We start from the raw sequence: 22,087 nt of genomic DNA on the forward strand, positions 1-22,087 counted from the left end.
CTTGATCATCTTCACGACTTGCAGCTTGAAGCTGTCGTCGAATGTTCTGCGTTTGTCGGTCATGAAAAACTCCTCGATAGATGCATTTTCCACCTATCGGGGTGTCCGGGGAAATTAGACCACTACAGTTGGCCGTGCATCAACTCCGGCACGTCACGCCATTTGACCCACGCCTGCTGCTGCCAGTGAAGCAGAGGGACGGTGACCCCAGCCCAGTTAACCGAACTCAGGCTCGGGCCGTTCTGCACAGGCGTTGCCATGCTTTCGCGCAACATCGGAATTACTTCATGGCTCAGCCATTGGCGCAGATTGCGGTTTTGCGGCACGAAGTGATGGACGAGCAGGGCGTACAGGCCGGACTCGCTGACCGTCGCGCAATCGACGATTTCGCCGTCCTTGCGCATGAGGACGTTGCGACGCTGGTCGGGATCGAGTTTCAGAGTGAGGTGTTCGTTCAGCGGATAACCCATCAGGCGACCGAGATCCTGGACGCAGAACCAGGCTTCGTGGTCTTGCATGAACGCGTGGAGGAAGCGGTTGTGGCGGGTGAAGACGGTGGGGGTGAAGTGCGGGTGGGTTTCAGGTGGATTTGGCGTGTGCTTAGGCATTTCTGACTCCATGTTGAAATGAGAGTCGCCACGAATCCTTCGACAGATTTTGGGTGGCGAACCGTGTGGCGTTCGAAGTCGGAACATTCTCGATCAACATGGAAGCCGAGAGGCCCGCACCACACGATCCGCCATAACGCGAAACTGAAAGGCAAAAAAGCCCCGGTCTCTATGGAGGACGCAGTTGCGCCAAGTTGATGATGTTCCGGCTTCGACCCCGGGCCGCTGATTTGGCAGCGACGGGACAAAGCCTATCGGTCAGGCGCTAGCGGCGCCAAGTCTACTCTGTCGACGCACGGCGTAGGAAATGGGGCTTTCTCCGGAAGGTTGTGTCTGTAGGAAATGCCTGTTTTTGCAGCTCTTGCTGCGAAACCATCCCTGTACCGAAGATTTTCCTTTATGAGTTAGCAACCGGGAAAACGGGAGAAGTAATTCTGTGAGCAAAGACGAAGCGAGAGGTAAAAAGAGAAAGGTGATCGATCTGGATCGCTTCGAAGCTGTCAGAGGTAAAGCGGAGATCAAATGGCGTACAGATGAATTGATGAGAGTGCTTCGGGGAGACCCCGGAATCAAATCTTGATTCCGGGGTGATTCTTCTTAGCGACTCACCTTCCAGGCATCCCCGGCCGGCGCCTTCCCATGGTCATACGGCTTGCCAATCCACATGTAAACCAGGCCCAAACCAATCACGATTACGGTGCTCAACACCATCGCGTAGTTCACATACCAAGCCGCATCCGGCGTGCGTGGCCAGGCCATGTTGATGATCGCGCCAACGCCATACACCAGTGCGCCGATATTCACCGGCCAGCCCCACACGCCGAGGGTGAATTTGCCGCTGGGTTTCCAGCCTTTCATCCGCGCATACAGGGCGGCCAGCACGATCATCTGGAACGCGAGGTAGATGCCGATGGCGGCGAAGCTGACGATGGTGGCCACGGCGTCTTGCAGGAAGAAGCCGAGGACGATGATCAGGGCGGGCAGGACGCCGGCCACGAACAGTGCAGCCACCGGCACCTGGGTCGTAGGAGAAAGCTTTTTCAGCAGTCGGCTGCCGATGACCATTTCATCGCGAGCGTAGGAGTACAGCAGACGGCTGGCTGCCGCTTGCAGGCTGATGACGCAGGAGATGAAGGAAATCATCACCACGCCCATCACCACTTTCGAACCGACCGGGCCGAAGGCGTTGCTGAGGATGGTGGTGACCGGGTCTTTGTCGGTGCCATTGATCACCGCTTGCATGTCCGGCACGGCGAGGATCAGCGCCAGGCAGGCGAACATTGCCGCGATGCCGCCGATGTAGATGGTCATGCGCATGGCCACCGGGATTTTCTTGCTCGGGTTCGGGGTTTCTTCGGCGACGTCGCCGCAGGCCTCGAAGCCGTAGTAGAGGAACATCCCCGCCAGCGATGCAGTGAGGAAGGCTGGCAGGTACGAGCCGTCGACGCTGATGTCGAAGGTGTTGAACAACACGCTGAGCGGCTGGTGGCGTTCGAAGATCAGCAGGTACACGCCGACGATCACCGCGCCGACCAGTTCGCAGAGGAAGCCGAACATGGCGATGCGCGCCAGCACTTTGGTACCGCTGAGGTTGACCAGTGTGGCGAACAGGGTCAGCACCAGGGCGATGACGATGTTGGTGTTGTTGTTTGGCTCAAAGCCCATCATGGCGGCCAGGTACGGGCCGGCGCCGACCGCCACGGCGGCAATGGTCACGCACAGGGCGATGGAGTAGATCCAGCCGACCATCCACGCCCATTTCTTGCCCACCAAGCGGCGCGCCCATGGATAGACGCCGCCAGAGATCGGGAACTGCGACACCACTTCGCCGAAGATCAGGCACACCAGCAACTGACCGCAACCGACCAGCAAGTAGGCCCAGAACATCGGTGGCCCGCCTGCGGCCAGACACAGACCGAACAGGGTATAAACCCCTACGACCGGTGACAGATAAGTGAAGCCCAGGGCGAAGTTTTCCCACAGGCTCATGCTGCGATTGAAGTTGGAGGTGTAGCCCAGTTGGCGCAGTTGTTCGGCATCGCTGTCGGCAACGGCGGCTGAGAGATCGGGTGATGCACTCATGTGTGTTTGCTCCGTGAAATCGGCAGATTTCGGATGGCCGAGGCCGTGGCGGGGCCTAAGGGCGCCGCCCGGTTCGGTAGTTATTGTTTTGGAGTCCTGGTGGTGCGTAGAGCCGGTTTCTGCCTTGAAGCCGGGGTGACGCGAAGCTTTTAAAGGCTTAGTGCTTGAACATCACATGCCGAACCGTGGTGTAGTCCTCCAGCCCATACATGGACATGTCCTTGCCGTAGCCAGACAATTTCTGACCGCCGTGAGGCATTTCGCTGACCAGCATGAAGTGCGTGTTCACCCAGGTGCAGCCGTACTGCAACCGCGCGGACATCCGATGCGCGCGTCCTACATCCGCAGTCCACACAGAGGACGCCAAGCCGTAGTCCGAATCGTTGGCCCACTCCAGCGCCTGCGCTTCATCAGTGAACTTGGTCACCGACACCACCGGCCCGAACACTTCGCGGCGGACGATTTCGTCGTCCTGCTGCGCATCGGCCAGCACGGTGGGTTCGAAGAAGAAACCATTGCCGTCCACAGACTTGCCACCCGTGATCAAACGGATGTGCGGTTGCGCCACGGCACGCTCGACGAAACCGGCGACGCGGTCGCGATGTTGCGCAGTGATCAGCGGCCCCAGTTCGGTGGACGGATCATCCTGCAAACCGTACTTGATGCTGCTGACGGCCGCGCCGAGCTTCTCCACAAACTTGTCATAAATGCCTTGCTGCGCGTAGATCCGGCAGGCCGCGGTGCAGTCCTGCCCGGCGTTGTAAAAGCCGAACGTACGGATGCCTTCAACCGCCGCATCGATGTCGGCGTCGTCGAAGATGATCACCGGCGCCTTGCCGCCCAGTTCCATGTGCAGGCGTTTGACGCTGTCGGCGGTGCTGGAAATGATGTTGGCACCCGTGGCGATGGAACCGGTCAACGAAACCATGCGCACTTTCGGATGAGTCACCAAAGGACTGCCAACGGTAGGCCCACGACCAAACACCAGATTGAGTACGCCGGCCGGGAAAATGTCCGACGCCAGTTCGGCCAAGCGTAACGCGGTCAGCGGGGTTTGTTCCGACGGCTTGAGCACCACGGTGTTACCGGCGGCCAGTGCCGGGGCGATTTTCCAGGCGACCATCATCAACGGGTAGTTCCACGGCGCGATGGAGGCGATTACGCCGACCGGGTCGCGACGGATCATTGAGGTGTGGCCGGGCAGGTATTCACCGCCGGCCGATCCGCTCATGCAACGACTGGCGCCGGCAAAGAAACGGAACACGTCGGCAATCGCCGGGATCTCGTCATTCAGCGCGGCGCTGTAGGGTTTGCCGCAGTTGTCGGACTCCAGTTTCGCCAACTCCTCACCGTGGGTTTCGATGGCGTCAGCGAGTTTGAGCAGCAGCAAGGAGCGGTCTTTCGGCGCGGTTTGCGACCACTCGGCAAAGGCGTTGTCGGCGGCACGCACGGCTGCATCGACCTGGGCTTCGCTGGCTTCGTTGATCTCCACCAGCACTTCACCGAGCGAAGGGTTGAGCACCGGTTGCGCCGGGCCTTCGCCGTTGACCAGTTGGCCGTTGATCAAGAGTTTGGTTTGCATGTTTTTGTCCTCTTTGAAGCCATTGTTATTTTTCAGAAGAAACCGGGTTCAACGGTGGCAGCGGGCTTGCTCGCGAAAGCAGTAAGGCAGCCAACATCAATGTTGAATGTGCTGGCCTCTTCGCGAGCAAGCCCGCACCCACAGGGGGGGGACGTTTACTTGCCGCCACTCCCCGCCACGCTTTCGCCACCTCGGGTCAGGTAATAGGCACCCAGGATCGGCAGCATGGTCACCATCATCACCAGCATGGCGACGACGTTGGTCACCGGCACATCCCGTGGCCGGCTCAGTTGATTGAGCAACCACAACGGCAGCGTGCGTTCATGCCCTGCGGTGAACGTGGTGACGATGATTTCGTCGAACGACAGCGCAAACGCGAGCATGCCGCCGGCCAGCAACGCCGAGCCGAGGTTCGGCAGGATGATGTAACGGAAGGTCTGCCAACCGTCGGCGCCCAGATCCATCGAGGCCTCGATCAAGCTGTGCGAAGTACGGCGCAGACGGGCGATGACGTTGTTGTAGACGATCACCACGCAGAAGGTCGCGTGGCCGACGATGATGGTGAACATCCCAGGCTCGATTCCCAGCGTTTTGAACGTCGCCAGCAACGCAATCCCGGTGATGATCCCCGGCAGCGCAATCGGCAGGATCAGCATCAGCGAGATGCCCTGTTTGCCGAAGAAATCACGCCGGTACAGCGCCGCCGACGCCAGCGTGCCAAGCACCATCGCGATCAACGTGGCGATGGCTGCAATCTGCAGCGATAGCTTGATGGCCTCCAGCACGTCCGGCCGCGAAAACGCCACACTGAACCAGTGCAGGGTGAAGCCCTTCGGTGGAAAGCTGAACGCGGCTTCTTCGGTGTTGAAGGCGTAAAGGAAGATGATCAGGATCGGGAAGTGCAGAAACACCAACCCGCCCCAGGCCGCGATGCGCAGACCCAGTGAAGCGCGCTCAGAGTGCATCGAAGGCCCCCAGTCGTTTGACGATGGACAGGTAAACCGCAATCAGAACGATGGGCACCAGAGTGAACGCCGCTGCCATCGGCATATTGCCAATCGCGCCTTGCTGCGCATACACCATGCTGCCGATGAAGTAGCCCGGCGGGCCCACCAGTTGCGGCACGATGAAATCGCCCAGCGTCAGCGAAAACGTAAAGATCGAACCCGCCGCAATCCCCGGAATCGACAGCGGCAAAATCACTTGCATAAACGTCTGGCGCGGCTTGGCGCCAAGGTCGGCAGACGCTTGCAACAGCGACGGCGGCAGACGTTCCAGCGAGGCCTGAATCGGCAGGATCATGAACGGCAGCCAGATGTAGACGAAGACCATGAACCGCCCCAGATTCGAGGTCGACAGGGTGCTGCCGCCCACGCCCGGTATGCCCAGAATGAATTGCAAAACCGGCTCCAGCCCCAAGTGCTGAACGAACCACTGCGCCACGCCCCCCTTGGCCAGCAACAGCGTCCATGCGTAAGCCTTGACGATGTAACTGGCCCACATCGGCATCATCACCGCGATGTAGAAAAACGCTTTGGTCTTGCCCGTGGTGTAACGCGCCATGTAGTAGGCAATCGGGAACGCGACGAGGGCGCTGGCCATCGACACGGCAATGGCCATGCTCAACGTGCGCAGAATGATGTCGAAGTTCGATGGCCGCAACAGCGCCGCAAAATTCGCCAGCGTCAGGTCCGGCGTCACCGCCATGGTGAAGTCGTCAAAGGTATAGAAACCCTGCCACAGCAGCACCAGCAGCGAGCCTAGATAGATCGCGCCGAACCACAGCAGCGGTGGCACCAGCAACATCAACAGGTACAGGTTGGGCTTGCGATAGAGCAGGTTGGAAAACCTGCGCAACGGTGGCGATGGAGTCGTCGCGAGCGTGCTCATCTCACACCCCGCTCGCAACGGTGTCGTGCAGCGTAATCATCGCTTCACGCGCCCAACGCGCACTCAAGCGCTGGCCGGTCTGGTGCTGCGCGCTACTGTCGACCCACTGATTATTGGCGTGGCTGATGCTCAGGGTCTGGCCGTTTTCCAGCGTCAGTTCATAACGGGTCGCGCTGCCTTGATACTGGATGTCGTGGAGCAAACCGCTGACTTCTATTTCGTGACTGGCCAGCGGGCCCTCGGCGAAACGCACGTGTTCCGGTCGGATCGAAAACGGCTGCGGGTGTCCGCTGAGCTGGCGCGCCAGATCGCCACGAATCACGTTCGAGGTGCCAACGAACTCGGCGACAAACGTGGTGGTCGGTTTCATGTACAGATTGCGCGGCGTGTCGACCTGCTCGATGCGGCCCTTGTTGAACACGGCGACGCGGTCGGACATTGATAGGGCTTCAGTCTGATCGTGGGTCACGAAGATGAAGGTGATGCCGAGTTGGCGTTGCAGCTTTTTCAATTCGCTTTGCATCTGCTCGCGCAGTTTCAGGTCGAGTGCGCCGAGTGGTTCATCGAGCAACAGCACGCGAGGGCGATTGACCAAGGCGCGGGCCAGGGCGACACGCTGTCGTTGACCACCGGACAACTGCACCGGTTTGCGCACGCCGTAGCCGCCGAGGGCGACCATGTCCAGGGTTTCTTCGGCGCGCTTATGGCGCTCGGCTTTGCCTACGCCTTTGACCTTCAAGCCGTAGGCGACGTTGTCCAGCACGTTCATGTGCGGGAACAGTGCGTAATCCTGAAATACAGTGTTTACATCGCGTTGATACGGCGGCAGACCGGCCGCTTCGGCGCCGTGGATGCAGATCGAACCGGCGCTCGGTTGCTCGAACCCGGCGATCAGTCGCAGGCAGGTGGTTTTGCCCGAGCCGGAGGGGCCGAGCATGGAAAAGAACTCGCCGTCCTGGATATCGATGGAAACCCGGTCAACGGCCTTCACTTCGCCGAACTGCCGGGAAACGTTGGTGAACTGGACTGCAAGCGTCATGGTGCGGTGCTCCAAAAAGGCGAAAGCCGTCGCAGCGGCCCTGCCTGGACTTCTGAAAAAGCTGAAACGTTTTGCGGTTTGCCGTTGTTGGTGATCCCGATGTGGGAGCGGGCTTGCTCGCGAACGCGGTCTATCATTCGGCAAGGGTGCTGGCTGACACACCGCTTTCGCGAGCAAGTCGCACCGCCGCTCCCACAGGGGGCGCGGCGTCAATTCAAAGACTAGCGACCGCCCATGATCGCGATGTAATCCTGCGTCCAGCGGCTATACGGCACGAACTTGCCGCCTTCAGCTTGCGGAGTTTTCCAGAAGGCGATTTTGTCGAACTGGTCGAAACCGTTGGTCTTGCAACCTTCGGCGCCGAGCAACTCGCTCTCCTTGCACGCCGCTGGCACCGCCGGCAACGAGCCGAACCACGCCGCCACATCACCCTGGACTTTGGGCTTCAGCGACCAGTCCATCCATTTGTATGCACAGTTGGGATGTTTGGCCTCGGCGTGCAACATGGTGGTGTCGGCCCAACCGGTGGCGCCTTCTTTCGGAATGGTCGAAGCGATGGGCTGCTTCTCGTTCACCAGGCTGTTGACCTGATACGGCCAGGCGCCCGACGCGACCACGCCTTCGTTTTTGAAATCGCTCATCTGCACCGTGGTGTCATGCCAGTAGCGGTGGATCAGCGGCTGCTGCGCCCGCAGTAAATCCAGCACGGCTTTGTACTGCGCCTCGGTCAGTTGATACGGATCCTTGATGCCCAGTTCAGGCCGGGTCGATTTCAGATACAGCGCCGCATCGGCGATGTAGATCGGGCCGTCATAGGCCTGCACGCGACCCTTGTTCGGCTTGCCGTCGGGCAAATCCTGCGCGGCGAACAGCACATTCCAACTGGTTGGCGCAGTCTTGAACACGTTGGTGTTGTACATCAGCACGTTCGGGCCCCACTGATACGGGGTGCCGTAGGTCTGTTTATTGACCACGTACCACGGCGCATCTTTGAGGCGTGGGTCGAGGGTCTTCCAGTTCGGGATCAACGCGGTGTTGATCGGTTGCACACGCTTGCCGACGATCAATCGCAGCGAAGCATCGCCCGACGCGGTGACCAGGTCGTAACCGCCCTTGGCCATCAGGCTGACCATTTCGTCAGAGGTGGCGGCGGTCTTCACGTTGACCTTGCAGCCGGTTTCCTGCTCGAAACCGGTCACCCAGTCGTAGGCCTTGTCGCTTTCGCCACGTTCGATGTAGCCCGGCCAGGCGACGATATCCAACTGCCCTTCGCCGGCGCCGACAGCCTTCAGCGGTTCTGCCGCTTGCAGGCTGGCGCTGGCCAGCAAGGCCGTGGTGATTGCACTGAGCAGTGCGGTCTTGTGCACGAACATGGTTGAACCCTCTTCTTTAAATTATGGTCGGGGCAGTTGTGAACGCGGTGAAGCATGCCGTTGGCGGCTTGTTATTAGCGTAGTCAGAGATGCTGGCCGTGGCGGGCCATGATGTGCCGCACCACGCTGTAGTCTTGAAGCGAATCGCTGGATAAGTCTTTGCCGTAACCCGAGCGTTTCAGCCCGCCGTGGGGCATTTCGCTGACCAGCATGAAATGGCTGTTGATCCAGGTGCAGCCGTATTGCAGGCGGGCGGCAACCTGCATCGCCTTGTCCAGATTCTGCGTCCACACCGACGAGGCCAGGCCGTATTCGGAGTCGTTGGCCCAGTCGACGGCCTGCGAGAGTTCGTCGAAACGGGTCACGGTCACCACCGGGCCGAACACTTCGCGTTGAACGATTTCGTCGCTCTGTTTGCAACCGGCCAACAGCGTCGGTTGATAGTAGAAACCGGCACCGGAATGCACGGCCGCACCGGTCACGCGTTCGATGTGCGGCTGGCCAAGGGCGCGCTCGACGAAACTGGCGACGCGGTCACGCTGGCGGGTGCTGATCAACGGGCCGATCTCGTTGTCGGCATCGCGTTTGCCAGCGAAGCGCAGGCTGCTGACGGCGGCGCCGAGTTCGGCGACCAATTTGTCGTGAATCCCGGCCTGTGCGTAGATCCGGCAGGCGGCAGTGCAGTCCTGCCCGGCGTTGTAATAACCGTAGGTGCGCACGCCGTCGACCACAGCTTTCAGATCAGCGTCGTTGCACACGATTACCGGGGCTTTGCCGCCAAGTTCGAGGTGAGTGCGTTTCAGGGTTTTCGCGGCGGCCTGGAGGATTTTCTGGCCGGTGACGATATCGCCGGTCAGCGACACCATGCGGATTTTCGGGTGACTGACCAAATGGCTGCCGACGCCTTCGCCACCGCCGCAGATGATGTTGATCACCCCACGCGGGAGGATCTCGGCTAGCGCAGGCGCCAGTGCGAGGATCGACAGCGGCGTGTGTTCGGACGGCTTGAACACCAGCGTGTTGCCGGCAGCGAGGGCCGGGGCGATTTTCCACGCGGCCATCATGATCGGGTAATTCCACGGCGCGATCGAGGCGACCACGCCAATCGGATCGCGACGGACCATGCTGGTGTAACCCGGTAGGTATTCGCCGCTGAGCTGGCCGGTCTGGCAGCGCACGGCACCGGCGAAGAAGCGGAACACATCGACAGTCGCGGTCAAATCGTCCTGACGCGCCAGGTGCAATGGCTTGCCGCAGTTCAGCGATTCGAGGCGGGCGAGGTGATCGGCGTGTTTTTCGACGGCGTTGGCGATGTCGAGCAACAGGTTGGAACGTTGCTGCGGCGTCGTGCGCGACCATTGGGCAAAGGCCTGGTGGGCGGCGAGGATCGCCGCTTCGACCTGCTCGGTGCTGGCCTCGGCAATGTGCGTGAGAATTTCGCCGGTGGCCGGGTTGAGGATCGGCTCGACAAAACCTTCCCCGGCGACCAGTTGGCCGTCGATCAACAACGCGGTACACATCGGGGTCTGCGCGCCAGCCATTTTCCGCGATCTCTTTTCTTGTGTGGTCATTGTTGCTCCCTGTGTCACCGGGAGCCGACCGTCTTATAGATGCAGCAAGACTAGTGCGCGGCTCCGGGGTCGACAAATTCTAAATACTGAAGGTGGCATTCGATTAAATAGATGGCTTGCGCCCGCCGTGGGGTTGTTCGCGAGCGACGGTCAGGAATGGGTCGACCAATGCTGGGCGCGCAGTGCCACGGCGCCAGGCCAGGCCGACGTCGAGGGTCTGATTGAGGTCGGCGATGGGGCGGGCTTCGATGATGTCGCCCTCCAGCGACCACGGGCGATAGGTCATGTCCGGCTGGATCGACACGCCCAAACCCGCTGCGACCAGACTTCGCACGGCCTCGGTCGATGCGGTTCTCAGAGTGATCTTCGGTTGCAGTCCGGCGCCCTGCCATAGACGTTGAGCGTTGCTATCCATTTCGTCGACGTTCAGTTGAATCAACGGCTCGCGAGCGACGTCGGCGAGATTGATGCTGTCGTGTTCCAAAAGCGGATGCTGCGCTGGCAGCCACAAACGGTGGGGCGAATGGGTCAGCACCTCAGTCTGCAAGGCATGACGGTCTTCGAGGTTGGAGAGTATCAACACCCCGACATCGATCTCGCCGCTGACCAGCAAGTGCTCAATGTAGGGGCGTTCGTCCTCCATCACTCTTATTTCAACGTTGGGATAGGCCCGTTGAAATCGAGTCAGTAGATCCGCGAGGTAATAACCGGCGACCAGACTGGTCACACCGACGATCAACTGCCCGGCGACCTGATCGGTGCTTTGCTGGAGGCTGCGTTTGGCATTGTCCACAGTCGCCAGAATCAGGTGAGCCTGGCGTAGGAATTGGTGTCCCTGATGTGTCAGCGTCATGCCCTTGGCGTGTCGGCTGAACAGGCTGACGCCGATTTCCTCTTCCAGTTGCTGGATCGCCAGGGTCAGGGTCGATTGGGAAATGAACGCCGTTTGCGCGGCGGCGGAGATCGAGCCGGTTTCGGCCACGGCGATGAAGTGACGGATCTGACGCAAGGTCATCATGGGAAGGGTACCCGGTGGGCGGTTTTTATAGATGAGTTTGAGTGTATATCTATTTAATCGATGAGCTGATCTCCAGAGGACTCAACAAAGGGACTGTTTCCGTCCGTCAGGAATGACCGTCCACCTGTAATTTCTGACAGTTGTCAGTATTGCTTTATCGGCGCCCACTCTCCAGCACGCGTATTTGGCATTCAAACTGCGAGAAGGAGAATCAAATGGCCAATCCCCCAGCCGGACAATCAGATAGCCCACAAGTCGTTGCCCCAACGTGGCTCCCGCAAAATGACATGCAGATTTCGGGTGTCATGGGGGCGGACAACACGGTGCTGACGCTGGATCCGCCTGATCTACCCGAGGCGACTAGACCGGTCACAGGCGCGCATCTTGGAGTCCCGCTGCGCATTTATGATTTGGCGCCGAAAGGCGTCAAAGTCGTGTTCGGCCCATATCTGGATCAGGATTCGGGCGATACGGTGTGTTTGAATTTGAACGGTCAACCCTGCATTGACAGTGTGCAAACGCAAGCCGTGGACGATGAAGTGACACTGTACATTCCAAAGAAAATGCTGCTCGCCGATGTAGTCAACCGTCTCACCTGTACAGTGAGACGCAGCAGTAACAACATGGGAACCTCCGAGCCACCTTTGGAGTTGTTGTACAACAAGATTCGTCCCGGCAATCAAGACACCAGCCCGGGCGACGGTGAGCATTCCGAGCTTGAATTGATACTGCCTGATGCGTTGCTCAACGGTGTGGGTGCGGATTTTCCTGCCGCGGGTGCACAGGTGTGCGTGTCTTACCCGTTTTGTCGGGCGCATGATCGCATTCGGTTGAACCTCAACGGCCATGACGTCTACCACAAGGTCACCGAGCAGGAGGCGCCGGATCCGGGTTCCAACGAGCCGGTCAAAGTCTGTTTTAACGTCACCCGTGCAGACTTGGAGAAGGCCAAGGATCATCCGAAATTCAAAATCTCTTATACGGTCACCGATCAACTGGGAAACAATCCTGACCCGGATTCACTCTTCTCTGCCGTGCAAATCATCGATGTTGATTTGGACGGCAAACGATTGCCGAAGGCGTTGCTGCGCGAAATCCTCAATGACCCCGACGATTTGCCTTACATCGACCTTGAGAAACTCGGTGCCAATCCTTTGCTGGTTATCGTACTCACCAGCGATCCGCGCTTCCTCGCTGGGGATGACATCTATGCCACGTACACGGCCAAAGTTGCAGGCAAGCCGGATGTGGTTGCAAAGGTGACGGGAACTGTCACGCAAGACGAGTTCGGGCAGAAGCAACCTTGCATCATTGAGGTCGCCAACGAAAAAGTTATCGCCAATAGCGACGTATCGGTGATTTACACGCTGATCAGAGAGGGAGGCTCTGTCGGCGATTCGAGGGTGACCACTGCGCAAGTAAAAGGCGAGGGGTTACCAACGCTGCGACCACCCCAGTTACTCAAGTCCGTCAACCGAGTGCTCGACCCCCTGGACTCCGCCAACCTGCAAGGCGCCACGGGTCGGGTTGAAGTGTTGGGTTATCGCAACGGCGACACAGTGCGACTGGTTGTCGAGGGTGCCCCTGGGGCTGGATCGCCAACCTTCGAGTCTAAGCCGCTGAATGCCAACAGTCGTGCCAGTTTTCTGCTGGCAAAAGCGTTTATCGCCGCCAATCTCGGTAAACCGGTAAAACTTGGTTTCGAGCACCTTCGCGATGGCAAGCCGATCCAGAAATCGCCGATCCTTGCCGCCAACATCGGGTCAATTGCGCACTATCATCCCGATCTGCCAACACCGACTGTTGGAGGTGTGAATAGCACTGATCTGGACGTCACGCAGCTTGACGCACTGACGCCTTTGAATGTTAGCGAGTGGCCCCAACAGGTTTTAAACCAATGGGTCTTGATCCGCTACAGCGGGATCGACAGTGATGGCAAAGATACGGTTTTCGAAGAAAAAGTAATCAATGCCGCATCGTCAGGCCTGAGTCGACCGGTACCGCTGGATTGGTTTTTTACACTGCGTGAAAGGAGCCAATTGTCGATCGACATAAGCGTGAATTTTTATGGCGAGGCAGACGAGAGCATGGCTGTGAAGTTTCCGCCGAGAAACTACACGGTCAAGACATTGTTGGTGGAGGATTTTGAAGATGAGCTTTCGCGGATGATCATCCGGGCAGGGGAAGTTCTTGTGACGCCGGTCCTTACATTCAAACTTCTAAGTACGGCGGTTTTTCCAACGAGGCCGGACGTGTTTACAAGCGCTCAAATAGGCAGTGGTGAACCTGGAAAACAGCTCCACTGGTATGTTGTGGCGCAAGAAAAGGCAGAGATTACGTTCGTTCGCCCATGCCAAAAGGTGAGCTTTCGGCTTTATGGAAACCAGCCACAGACTTCCTATGGTGAAGTTCATTTTTATGGTGCTGGCGGTTATCTCGGGCAAGACAGGCTCGACAGACCATACAGAACTATCGAATTCTCAGGGTTGAATATTGTGAGGTTGGAGCTTGTCGCGAAAGGTAATGTTGCTTGGGTGTTCGACGATTTTGTATTGATGCCTTAGCGATCTCAGGGGCAGGCCATGTTTATAAACGTGGCCCGTCCCTTTCCCGGTTACTCTGAATATAATTCCGTCCTGCCCGCTCTATTACGCTCTATGAATGTCATCAAAATCATCGGCCTTCGGCGTGGCCTGGATGCCTTTGGCTTCCTGAGCGCGGTAGTACGCTTCGATGCTTAGAGACGGATCAATGCGAGCCTTGATGATGCAAGGCTGTTTTTGCCAAGGATATTGCTGCAACTGTTGGGTCAACTGCTTGAGGCCTGTTGCCAGCCAGCCCTTTTCCGACTGGTCGCGCCAGCGTCGTGGGTTACGGCCGGTTTTGACGTCGTAGGCGGCGGTTACCGGGTCCAGGTGACGACTTTGCTCAAGCACCGGCAGGTCTGGCAGCGGTTGTGTGACGTCCATGTAACGTTGCAGGCAATCCCAGAAGGCCAGCGCATTCGGCTGGTCGAGGCCCAGGGCGTGGACTTTGGTTGCCAGACAAATCTTGTTGTCGGTGTAGCGGTGATGAAGCCACAGGGCATAGTCATGGGAGCCATAACCGTTGGGCAGCAGTTGCAGTACCGGGTCAAACTCTTCAAAAGGTGCAACGAAGAGTCGGCGGAAACGACGCTTGAAGCGAAGCATGCCGTCTATGCGGTTGAACTCGCTGCCGTCGTGGGTGCTGATTTTGCTGTGAAACCAGAGTAAACCGTCGGATCCGACACTAGCCATGAGGTAGAGGAACGCCCCTAACCATAGGGAAACCTGCATGCTGTCACTGCCAAAAAGTGACCCTTGCTTCCATAAGACAATGCCGACACAAATGAAAAATCCAATGATCTGGATCTTATGTGCCAACTTATTGCCATTCAAAAATAACGCCATTGACACAATCATGAAAGCCACTGTTGCTACGCAACCTAGCAGTGTCAGAAAAGTATTAAAGTCTTTACGCCCTGTATCTGGGATAAATTCGAGTAAAATTCCTATTCCCCAGACAGCCCATATAAAAGAAATACACACTATCTTCAATATGAACAATAAATATGGAATTTTGGTTGCGTTCTGAAAGCGCCAGCGGCTTTCGTCGCAATACACCTCCTCCTTATCCCCTTTTTCCTGCTGGCGCTGGTAAATCGTTTGCTCTTCACCTTGCAACTGGTTTGTAACCTCCATTGCCGGCTCTAGGTTGGCGTAATAACCAAAGGCAAGGTGGGTATCAAAGGTGCTTGAACGATTGACATCTTCCGGCCATTTTGGGGGGGGCAGAGGAGTATCGCTGTTGCTGCGGTAGGCACTGGCAGCGTACAAGGTGTCCATTTGTGCTGTCATACAGAGAACTCAGTGATTTCTATTTGCCAATAGGGCGGAGCGGCATCCGGTAGCAGGTTATCTGGTGGCAAACGACGATTGGCCGAGGTGAAGGCTGACCAGCTTTTAGGGCTTGGTTGAGGCAACACCAACCGTTCGCTTGCTTGGTCGGCACTTAGTTCAAATTGAGCACTCACTTTCAGACCCTGAGTTACGCGCACACTGTAGCGATCCAGAGGGCTGAGTTGAGCAACGGGTAGGCTGGCGGGAAGAACATAGAGCACGCTAGTGGCATCCAGTGAAAGCGCCGCTAGCTTGGGGGCCGCAACAGGGATCCGGTCATAACGTTTGATATCGAAGGCGACGTTTATACGCAGGCTGCTTTGGAACTCCTGGGCGATCAACTGAAATTGCTGGTCATTCTCGAACATCGACAGCAGTGGAGAACTGAGAACGATGGCCCAATCCTGATCGACTAGAGTCTGTTTTCCGGGCATGACACATTGCTGCCCAGAATCTGTCAGTGGCGCACGATCGCTATCAGCTTGTTGCAATGCCTTGATATGCGCCGCAGGCGCTTTTTTTCGCCAGTCGGCCAACCTCTGTACGAATATTTGCGGTTTTCCGATAATGCCGAGCAATTGCTGGTAGGCGATCTGCGGGTCTTTCAAGTGATTGAAGCGTTGGCCTTTGCCTAGGGCCTGATCCAACACTCCTGCTTCTGCAAACTGGAGACCAAATGGACCTTTCTTCACTACAATTTCCATGTCGCTGTCGGTCAATAGATTGGCTGCGATAGTACCACCTATAGTCAGAGCCATGCCGACTACCAAAGCATAGGGATTAAGAATTATTCCAACACCATAAGCTGCCCATAGTCCACTTCCGACTGCGGCCACACCATAGGCGGCAGCGGCATCAGTATCTCCTTGTTTCAGAGATCGGTAGCTATCCCAGCCACTCAGTATTGCTCCTCCTAGAGTCGCAATGCCGGACTAGGCAAGTTAAGCTGCAAAACCCCAGGCATGGCAGTAAAGGAGTTATGGGTCTATCTGTTAGCTCACAATCTGATCCGAATGCTGATGGCACAATCGGCTCTGTTAGCTGACTGTTTACCTCGCGAACTGAGCTTCAAACACAGCCTTCAGCTATGGCTGGCGCTGCGACAATATGGCAGTTCCGAAGACGAGGATGGCCTGTCGAATTTATTGATGCTGATTGCTCAGAGGCGCGTCGGAAATCGGCCTGGTCGTATCGAGCCGCGAGCCATAAAACGAAGACCTCAAGCCTACCCCTTGCTGACCAAACCACGTCGGTCAGCAAGGGCAGATGTCAGAAAAAACGGGCACCCAAAACATGTTAAGTAAGTGCCATTCGTGACAGATCTATTTTTAGAAAATTAATCTTTCACCTATTTTGGGGTTTCATTCAGTGCAAACCTGCCACTTTGCAGGCCTCGACAAAAGTCGCGCCTTTCTTGTCCATGGCGTTTTTTACCAACTGATTGGCTTTCACCAGTGCTGCACTAGGTTTGGCCCACTGCTCCGGTGGCAGTGACTGCGACCATGCTTGAACCTGTTCCGGCAGAACGGGACGGCCCTTGCGATGAGCCCATTCGGCGAGAATGTAGGGCATTTTCCAGAAGGTCAGTACACGCCCGATGTACCAGCGGCGCAATGGCCATCGAGATTTCTCCCCGAATCCATATTCCCTCCGTTGTTCTGGAGTCAGGTCCTCGCCACCTTCTTCGTCCAGCGACCCCATCGCACGGGCATCTTCGCGTTCGATTTCAAAGGTGTGCAGTCCTTCATAGGGCTTGAGCCGATCCCCGGTCGGGATCAGGCCGAGTGCCTTGAGCATCGGGTTCGGCACATCGACTAGTTGACCGTCTTCCATGAAGTTGCGAATGGATGTCCACATGCTCAGGGAGTGGGCATCGCTGGGTTGGGGGAGCAGCAGAAACTGCACTTTGTCCTGTTCTTCATCCTCCAGCCCCATGCCCAAAGTGTATTGGCGAGTAGCGCCGTAACTGGTGACGCCTTGGGAGTTTGCAACCCAAGCGACCACGCTTTCCCAAGGCACGATCAGCACGCGATGGGTGTTGCTGTCGACGTAACAGACTTCGCGGCGCTGGCGGTTGAAGCGAACGGGGTAGGTTTTTGCGGCGGTGAAGACGCTGGAAAACATTCCGTAAACATAGGCGCCGAGGGGCAGAAGCCCTAACAGTGCAATTCCTGAAAACGTCTGAATGCCCATTACTAAATCTTTCAAGGGAGCGGGGAAGTTTTCCGGGTAGGCAAGTGTCCCGTACAAAACAATTAAAGTCGGGGCAATAAATGCCAGGGTTAAGAGCATCCAGATTCCCGCGGCTAATATTTTTCCTTGCTCAACCATGCCCCAATTGTTACCGCCCAACTCCAGATAGGTCTCGGTGATCTCCGAAAAGTTACGACGAGATGACTGTGTCTGGCCTGTGTAGACAGGTAATGGTGAAAGGAACAGGGTTTCATTTAAACCGTTGGCTCGAATTTCTCCTGCACGTGGGCGTTGACTGCGGATGTCTGGGGCGGACTTGTGTTCGGCAGTCGTGGTTTTACGTTTGAACAAGTTCTTAAACATCAATAGTCGCCAAGTCATCTTTTTTAAAAGAGTGGAATGATGCCTTGCCTGTGCCGACTGGCAGAGTCTCAACAGACTCGACTTTATACGTCCCCTTTGTTGGAATGCGCACACCATACGTATTCACGATATGTAGGTCGCGTAAAACAAAACGAGTTTGGTGTGTGGTATCGCGTTCAGCTTCCAATTGGTAAGCGATGTTTAATGCCAAAGCGAAGTCTGAGGTTTGCAAGGAATTGCTGATCGGTAAATGCAGTGTCAAGGCTTCCTTTTCTTTACTGGCGATTATGAAACGAGTAACCCAAGTGATCGTGCACTCTTTCCAGCGTAACGGGAATGGTCCAGGGCTATAAGTACGTGGCGAAAGTGGCTTTTCACGATACTGTTGGTACGCCTGAAACTGCAATTTCCGGCTGTCCATTTCCTGAGTGCTGACTCCTGGCAAAACCAATTTCAAATAGGTTAGCTTGTCATCGCGAATCAATTCACATGTTGGCTTCTGAACGACTTTTGCGAGCTCGTTCCACTCATCTTGAACATTGCGCTGCTTGGTCTTGTTCCCCCAAACGCTACTCTCCATCCATTTCTGTAAGTCGTCCAGATTGAAATAGTTAAAGAGGCCTTCTCCCACTAGTTGTAGAGCAGTAGCGATCAATCCTATGAGATTGGCCCGTGTGCCGATAGCCAAAAGCCGAGGGCTGGCCTCTGCCCATGCCAGTGCGCGCAATTCGGTCGGCGTTTTCATTACGTTTTTCACGATAGAGCCGGTGTGTTTGGCTGCCCACGTATTGGTTCCTACGAGTGTTGCGTCCCCGCTTATCTGCAACGTCGTCGCCCCTAACCCTTTGTAGTCACCTTCAGCCAACGCTTTACCCCATTGTAGAGAATGCTTCCCCAAGTCAAATGCAGCGGCGACACCACCAGACAAAAATGCTCCAAATCCAGCAATGCCGCTCCAGCGACCTAGGCGGCTCATAGTGTTCAATTTGCCGGCAGCACTTTCCATTTGCTCGATATGAGCTTGGAATACTGTTACGGATAGACCTTGCACCATTGCAAACCCGGAGGAGGACAAGCCGACGACTGATTCTCCAGCAGCGCCCCAATCTGCCCAAGATCGGTCCGTCTTCTTAGCAAAACTACTCATCGCTTCAATAAATTTTTGTCCTTGGATGACAAACAGAGCAAACGCAATCCCATCACCCTTCGACTTCAATGCGCCCGCCAGCGGCTTGTTGAGGGTGCCCGTAGCCCTGAAATCCCTGACAGTCCTGCCCATCTCCGCGCGTAACTGCGGATCCAATCCATCAACCACCGTACCAATTTTCGCTGCACTATCACCCCCGACCGCCAAGGCATCGGTGAGTTTCTCTTCCAGTGGAATCAGCGCATTTTTCAGTTGAGCGATACGTTGGTTATGCGGGGCTTCACTACCCGGAGTTGCAGAACCGATGGACTGGCGCATCAATTCCCGATTTCGAAGTTTGTAGCTTTCTTTCAATTGGCTACGCAAGTTCAGTGATTGGTCGCGAGCCTGATTGAAGGCTGCAATTTCAGCCCCTGTAGCCGCACGCAGAGTCAATCCCTGTCGAGAGAACTCGCGCAATAGCTGCAAGCGCGCGGGTGCTCCAATCTTGCGGATGTACTCGTTGGGATCAACTGTTTGTGCGCGCGCGAAACCCTCGTGAGCCTTGTCCAGTTGATCGGCAATCTTCAGCTGCCGCGCCGGGTTGTAGGCCTCGTCCAGCATGCTTTGCATGCCCATGAACTGGGTGTTCAGTTTGGCGTAGTTGGGCAGGCGCTCGGTCATCAAGCTGTGGAACTGGTTGGTCAGCACATTGACGTTAGCGAGGTTTTCCTTGGCCGAGATCACGTTGATCGAGAAACTGGTCAAGTCTGCCAGTTTTTTTGCAATGTCTACCTGTGCTACGAGGGACAGAGTATCCAGTCCTGGCACTAGGGTCTGCAGATTTGCCTCCATGTAGGCGGCAAGTTTTTCGAGCGCTTTTGGGTCTGCGCACATGGCTGCCACGCAGACAAACTCGGTTTCCAGTCGGTGCTTGATTTGTGCATCGAGATTGAAGTCGTAATACCAGGCTGCACCGTGAAAGCGACCACCTGTGAACATATTCAGTCGATCTTCACGGATGTTTTGCAGACGACCATGCCAATGTTTTAGAAGGTTTTGCTGTTCCTGAACAAAGGCTTCCATTTCCTGACGGTTGACCAGGTCGTCGATACCTCGCTGACCTAACTCCTTGCCATGCAACGCGTACCAGCTTTGCAGGCTGAGTTTGTTCAAAGTGTCCTGGTGTTTACGATAAAGCGGATCTCCCAGAGAGTCCGTCATGTCCATGTAGGCGCGGGCGTAGGGATCTTTCTCCGCCATCTTTCGCCAATGAGCTTCATCACCGTAGATGCCAGGGTCTCTGTTGTCCCGGCGAACCTTCAGGAATTCGTAGATTTTCGATTGCTGTTCTTCGTTGGTCTCATCTTTAAGTGCCTGAACTTCAGGATCTGTTTTACCCAGGGCTTCCAGCCGTGGACCATTCACATCATAAAGGGAGTGGACGTAGGAACCCGTGAGGTATTGTGCCTGACGCTTGTCGTCCTTGCTCCATCGATCAATCCAGTCAGCCACTTTCAACTGAGCGCTGGCAAGGTCGCGCATGACGCCGATGTCGTCACGCAACACCAGAAACAAGTAGTCATCCTTGTAGGCGCACTGAACCTTACTGGTCAGCGTTTCAATCGCAATATGTTTGAACAGCGGCTGATCTTCCCAGTGATAAGCCTCGCCTTCTTGTGGGGCTGCCCCTTCGAGGACGGCATCGGCTCTCTCAGACTGCTCCTTCACTTCTGCCAGCCAGTCCTCCACCTGTTGTTTGCTCAACAAATGTTTGCCGCCCTTTTCAGGGCAGGCACTTGCCAACTCCACTGGTTGCATCAAACGCTTCCGTTCTTCTTTGGACTTGAGCACTTGCGAGCATTTATTGGCTGTCCATTGAAGCTCGGAATAGCTGGCATACAACGTGTGTTTGCGGGTGAAGATAAGATGAGGTTCGCCGATCGAACTGGTGCGCGTGTCACCGGAGACTTCTTGGCTGTTCCACAATAGTTTGGTGATCTCGCCTTTCTCTATGCGGTACTCGTGCAGGTAACCGGTGGTGCCGTTGATGATGTAGAGGTAGCCGTCGCGCAACAGCCGGATGCCCAGTGGCTGGCTTTTTGTCTTGAACGGCATGGCGAGTTCGGATGCGGGATCGAGGTGCTGAACGAGCCCATAGCGCAGAGGCAGCAACTGAACTTTCTTGTTCATCAATTGGCATTCACCCATTGGGACACGGGTGTCCTTGGCTGGTTTAGCCAGGGCAACAGTGTTGGCGCTGGTTTTTGGTGGTTGTTGAGCGGTCATGATGGGCTTCCTTGTCGATCTTCAGCACGGCTTTCGGCAAGCTCGGCAGCGCGCTCCACGCGCTTCAATGGCGCATCAGGTGTCGACTGCGTCAGCAGTCGCACGATATCAGGGTGGTCAGTCAGCGGTTCCCCTGCCAGATAACCGTGAACGTTTGCATAGAGGGTGATTTCCTGCTCCGAGGCAAAACCTTGTTCGTAGGCCTCATCCGCTATTTTCTGCGCATAGGGGCGACGATCCTGTTCAGGAAAAGTCGCCATGTATTCAGGAAAGTACTTTTCCAAGTGCTCATTCAATGACGAGACAAAGTTGCGAAACTCTACCTCACCTAACACTGTGAGTTCTTTATCGGTCAAGCGATAGGTTTGCGGTTCAGCAATGGCGGGTTCGGGACGTTTGTGTTGATGCCATAAGGTTTCGACTCCGTCTGGCAGGCAGATGTACTCGACCGGACCAAACCAGCGGGCACTACTGGCTTGCTCCGCCAACCCGAACAGCTGATGCATGACTGCTGGGTCGGCGATGCGCGGCATAACCTCAACGCCGCTCGGATGCTCGACCGTAAGCAAGTTACGCCAATGCCCCCAAAGCACATGAGCATCGGTAGTACTGAACAACAGATAACCCCACTCCAAGGCCGAGTTTTCCAGAAAATGGGCCAAAAGCGGATCGCTGGGCCCTTTGAGAGCAATCAGGTAAGGCGAGATATCGGACAGTTCTTGCCAGCGTGTCGATTGGTAGAGGCTGTATGCCTGGTTGTCCCATTGGTACAGCTGTTGTGCCAGATTGGGCACACTCACGCCGTCCAGAAGTAAATAGGCGGGCGTCTTCCACGGCAAGTCATTCGGGAGCGGCGGTAGTCTGTTCATTTACTGTTCACCCTTTTGTGCCGCGAGTTTCGCAGCCTCACAAACCGCACAAATCGGCTTCTTCTGCATCAACGCCTGCCGCTGCGCCGGCACCAGCAACTGCCCAGCCTTATCCGCATCCGCCTGCTTCAACGGCCCCGGCAACAACGGCGCAGCGCCCGTGC

15 protein-coding genes and 2 pseudogenes are annotated in these 22,087 nt (G+C 56.4%); 2 read left to right on the forward strand and 15 right to left on the reverse strand.

What is annotated here, in order from left to right; translation table 11 throughout:
• Nucleotides 1-122: 122 nt before the first annotated feature.
• From AACY50_RS27350 to AACY50_RS27390, 9 genes are all read right to left on the reverse strand, one after another.
• Nucleotides 123-608 (reverse strand): BRO-N domain-containing protein, encoded by a 486-nt coding sequence (locus tag AACY50_RS27350; protein ID WP_339539697.1) that lies wholly within the window; start codon nucleotides 606-608, stop codon nucleotides 123-125.
• A 597-nt stretch (nucleotides 609-1,205) separates the two neighbouring features.
• Nucleotides 1,206-2,690 (reverse strand): APC family permease, encoded by a 1,485-nt coding sequence (locus AACY50_RS27355; protein WP_339539700.1) that lies wholly within the window; start codon nucleotides 2,688-2,690, stop codon nucleotides 1,206-1,208.
• A gap of 157 nt (nucleotides 2,691-2,847) precedes the next feature.
• Entirely contained in the window at nucleotides 2,848-4,272 is a 1,425-nt protein-coding gene (locus AACY50_RS27360; RefSeq protein ID WP_339539702.1) for a gamma-aminobutyraldehyde dehydrogenase, read from the reverse strand.
• A gap of 155 nt (nucleotides 4,273-4,427) precedes the next feature.
• A complete protein-coding gene (locus AACY50_RS27365; RefSeq protein WP_003222021.1) occupies nucleotides 4,428-5,237 on the reverse strand; it encodes an ABC transporter permease in 810 nt (269 codons plus the stop codon).
• On the reverse strand, nucleotides 5,227-6,162 hold the full coding sequence (locus AACY50_RS27370) for an ABC transporter permease (protein ID WP_339434044.1): 936 nt from the start codon (nucleotides 6,160-6,162) through the stop codon (nucleotides 5,227-5,229). The genes AACY50_RS27365 and AACY50_RS27370 overlap by 11 nt, the downstream gene beginning before the upstream one ends.
• Nucleotide 6,163: 1 nt before the next feature.
• Entirely contained in the window at nucleotides 6,164-7,201 is a 1,038-nt protein-coding gene (locus tag AACY50_RS27375; protein WP_339539707.1) for an ABC transporter ATP-binding protein, read from the reverse strand.
• Between the two features lie 221 nt (nucleotides 7,202-7,422).
• The gene (gene ydcS, locus AACY50_RS27380) at nucleotides 7,423-8,574 is read right to left on the reverse strand and encodes a putative ABC transporter substrate-binding protein YdcS (protein ID WP_339434046.1); all 1,152 of its coding nucleotides are present in this window, start codon (nucleotides 8,572-8,574) and stop codon (nucleotides 7,423-7,425) included.
• Between the two features lie 83 nt (nucleotides 8,575-8,657).
• The gene (locus AACY50_RS27385; RefSeq protein WP_339466185.1) at nucleotides 8,658-10,115 is read right to left on the reverse strand and encodes a gamma-aminobutyraldehyde dehydrogenase; all 1,458 of its coding nucleotides are present in this window, start codon (nucleotides 10,113-10,115) and stop codon (nucleotides 8,658-8,660) included.
• Between the two features lie 133 nt (nucleotides 10,116-10,248).
• On the reverse strand, nucleotides 10,249-11,163 hold the full coding sequence (locus tag AACY50_RS27390; RefSeq protein WP_221729866.1) for a LysR family transcriptional regulator: 915 nt from the start codon (nucleotides 11,161-11,163) through the stop codon (nucleotides 10,249-10,251).
• 215 nt (nucleotides 11,164-11,378) lie between these two features.
• Between AACY50_RS27390 and AACY50_RS27395 the strand changes: the two genes are divergently transcribed.
• Nucleotides 11,379-13,727, forward strand: a complete 2,349-nt coding sequence (locus AACY50_RS27395) for a hypothetical protein (RefSeq protein WP_339539710.1) — start codon at nucleotides 11,379-11,381, stop codon at nucleotides 13,725-13,727.
• Between the two features lie 84 nt (nucleotides 13,728-13,811).
• Here AACY50_RS27395 and AACY50_RS27400 read toward each other — a convergent pair whose 3' ends face one another.
• Both AACY50_RS27400 and AACY50_RS27405 read right to left on the reverse strand, forming a co-directional pair.
• Nucleotides 13,812-14,441 carry a hypothetical protein gene (locus AACY50_RS27400; protein WP_339466187.1) on the reverse strand — a complete coding sequence of 210 codons (630 nt, stop codon included), beginning with the start codon at nucleotides 14,439-14,441 and terminating at the stop codon, nucleotides 13,812-13,814.
• A gap of 596 nt (nucleotides 14,442-15,037) precedes the next feature.
• Nucleotides 15,038-15,841, reverse strand: coding sequence for a hypothetical protein (locus AACY50_RS27405; RefSeq protein ID WP_339466177.1), 804 nt, complete (start codon nucleotides 15,839-15,841; stop codon nucleotides 15,038-15,040).
• Between the two features lie 171 nt (nucleotides 15,842-16,012).
• Here AACY50_RS27405 and AACY50_RS27410 point away from each other — a divergent pair.
• Nucleotides 16,013-16,387 (forward strand): annotated as a pseudogene (locus tag AACY50_RS27410) (IS4 family transposase); the annotation flags it as partial.
• A 61-nt stretch (nucleotides 16,388-16,448) separates the two neighbouring features.
• Here the strand turns inward: AACY50_RS27410 and AACY50_RS27415 are convergent.
• The 4 genes and pseudogenes from AACY50_RS27415 to AACY50_RS27430 all read right to left on the reverse strand — a co-directional run.
• A complete protein-coding gene (locus tag AACY50_RS27415; protein ID WP_339539713.1) occupies nucleotides 16,449-17,639 on the reverse strand; it encodes a DUF6708 domain-containing protein in 1,191 nt (396 codons plus the stop codon).
• Nucleotides 17,632-21,054 carry a toxin VasX gene (locus tag AACY50_RS27420; protein WP_339539716.1) on the reverse strand — a complete coding sequence of 1,141 codons (3,423 nt, stop codon included), beginning with the start codon at nucleotides 21,052-21,054 and terminating at the stop codon, nucleotides 17,632-17,634. The genes AACY50_RS27415 and AACY50_RS27420 overlap by 8 nt, the downstream gene beginning before the upstream one ends.
• The gene (locus AACY50_RS27425) at nucleotides 21,051-21,923 is read right to left on the reverse strand and encodes a DUF4123 domain-containing protein (RefSeq protein WP_339466182.1); all 873 of its coding nucleotides are present in this window, start codon (nucleotides 21,921-21,923) and stop codon (nucleotides 21,051-21,053) included. Before AACY50_RS27425 ends, AACY50_RS27420 begins: the two co-directional genes overlap by 4 nt.
• A pseudogene (locus AACY50_RS27430) lies at nucleotides 21,924-22,087 on the reverse strand (type VI secretion system tip protein VgrG); the annotation flags it as partial.

The sequence above is a fragment of the Pseudomonas sp. RA_15y_Pfl2_54 genome (assembly GCF_963971015.1).
In the GTDB taxonomy this organism is placed as follows: Bacteria; Pseudomonadota; Gammaproteobacteria; order Pseudomonadales; family Pseudomonadaceae; genus Aquipseudomonas; species Aquipseudomonas baetica_A.

Bases quoted from the DNA above. Each gene is read 5' to 3' on its own strand.
- AACY50_RS27350 (WP_339539697.1), bottom strand. From the start codon at position 608: ATGCCTAAGCACACGCCAAATCCACCTGAAACCCACCCGCACTTCACC.
- AACY50_RS27355 (WP_339539700.1), bottom strand. From the start codon at position 2,690: ATGAGTGCATCACCCGATCTCTCAGCCGCCGTTGCCGACAGCGATGCC.
- AACY50_RS27360 (WP_339539702.1), bottom strand. From the start codon at position 4,272: ATGCAAACCAAACTCTTGATCAACGGCCAACTGGTCAACGGCGAAGGC.
- AACY50_RS27365 (WP_003222021.1), bottom strand. From the start codon at position 5,237: ATGCACTCTGAGCGCGCTTCACTGGGTCTGCGCATCGCGGCCTGGGGC.
- AACY50_RS27370 (WP_339434044.1), bottom strand. From the start codon at position 6,162: ATGAGCACGCTCGCGACGACTCCATCGCCACCGTTGCGCAGGTTTTCC.
- AACY50_RS27375 (WP_339539707.1), bottom strand. From the start codon at position 7,201: ATGACGCTTGCAGTCCAGTTCACCAACGTTTCCCGGCAGTTCGGCGAA.
- ydcS (WP_339434046.1), bottom strand. From the start codon at position 8,574: ATGTTCGTGCACAAGACCGCACTGCTCAGTGCAATCACCACGGCCTTG.
- AACY50_RS27385 (WP_339466185.1), bottom strand. From the start codon at position 10,115: ATGGCTGGCGCGCAGACCCCGATGTGTACCGCGTTGTTGATCGACGGC.
- AACY50_RS27390 (WP_221729866.1), bottom strand. From the start codon at position 11,163: ATGATGACCTTGCGTCAGATCCGTCACTTCATCGCCGTGGCCGAAACC.
- AACY50_RS27395 (WP_339539710.1), top strand. From the start codon at position 11,379: ATGGCCAATCCCCCAGCCGGACAATCAGATAGCCCACAAGTCGTTGCC.
- AACY50_RS27400 (WP_339466187.1), bottom strand. From the start codon at position 14,441: ATGGCTAGTGTCGGATCCGACGGTTTACTCTGGTTTCACAGCAAAATC.
- AACY50_RS27405 (WP_339466177.1), bottom strand. From the start codon at position 15,841: ATGGCTCTGACTATAGGTGGTACTATCGCAGCCAATCTATTGACCGAC.
- AACY50_RS27415 (WP_339539713.1), bottom strand. From the start codon at position 17,639: ATGTTTAAGAACTTGTTCAAACGTAAAACCACGACTGCCGAACACAAG.
- AACY50_RS27420 (WP_339539716.1), bottom strand. From the start codon at position 21,054: ATGACCGCTCAACAACCACCAAAAACCAGCGCCAACACTGTTGCCCTG.
- AACY50_RS27425 (WP_339466182.1), bottom strand. From the start codon at position 21,923: ATGAACAGACTACCGCCGCTCCCGAATGACTTGCCGTGGAAGACGCCC.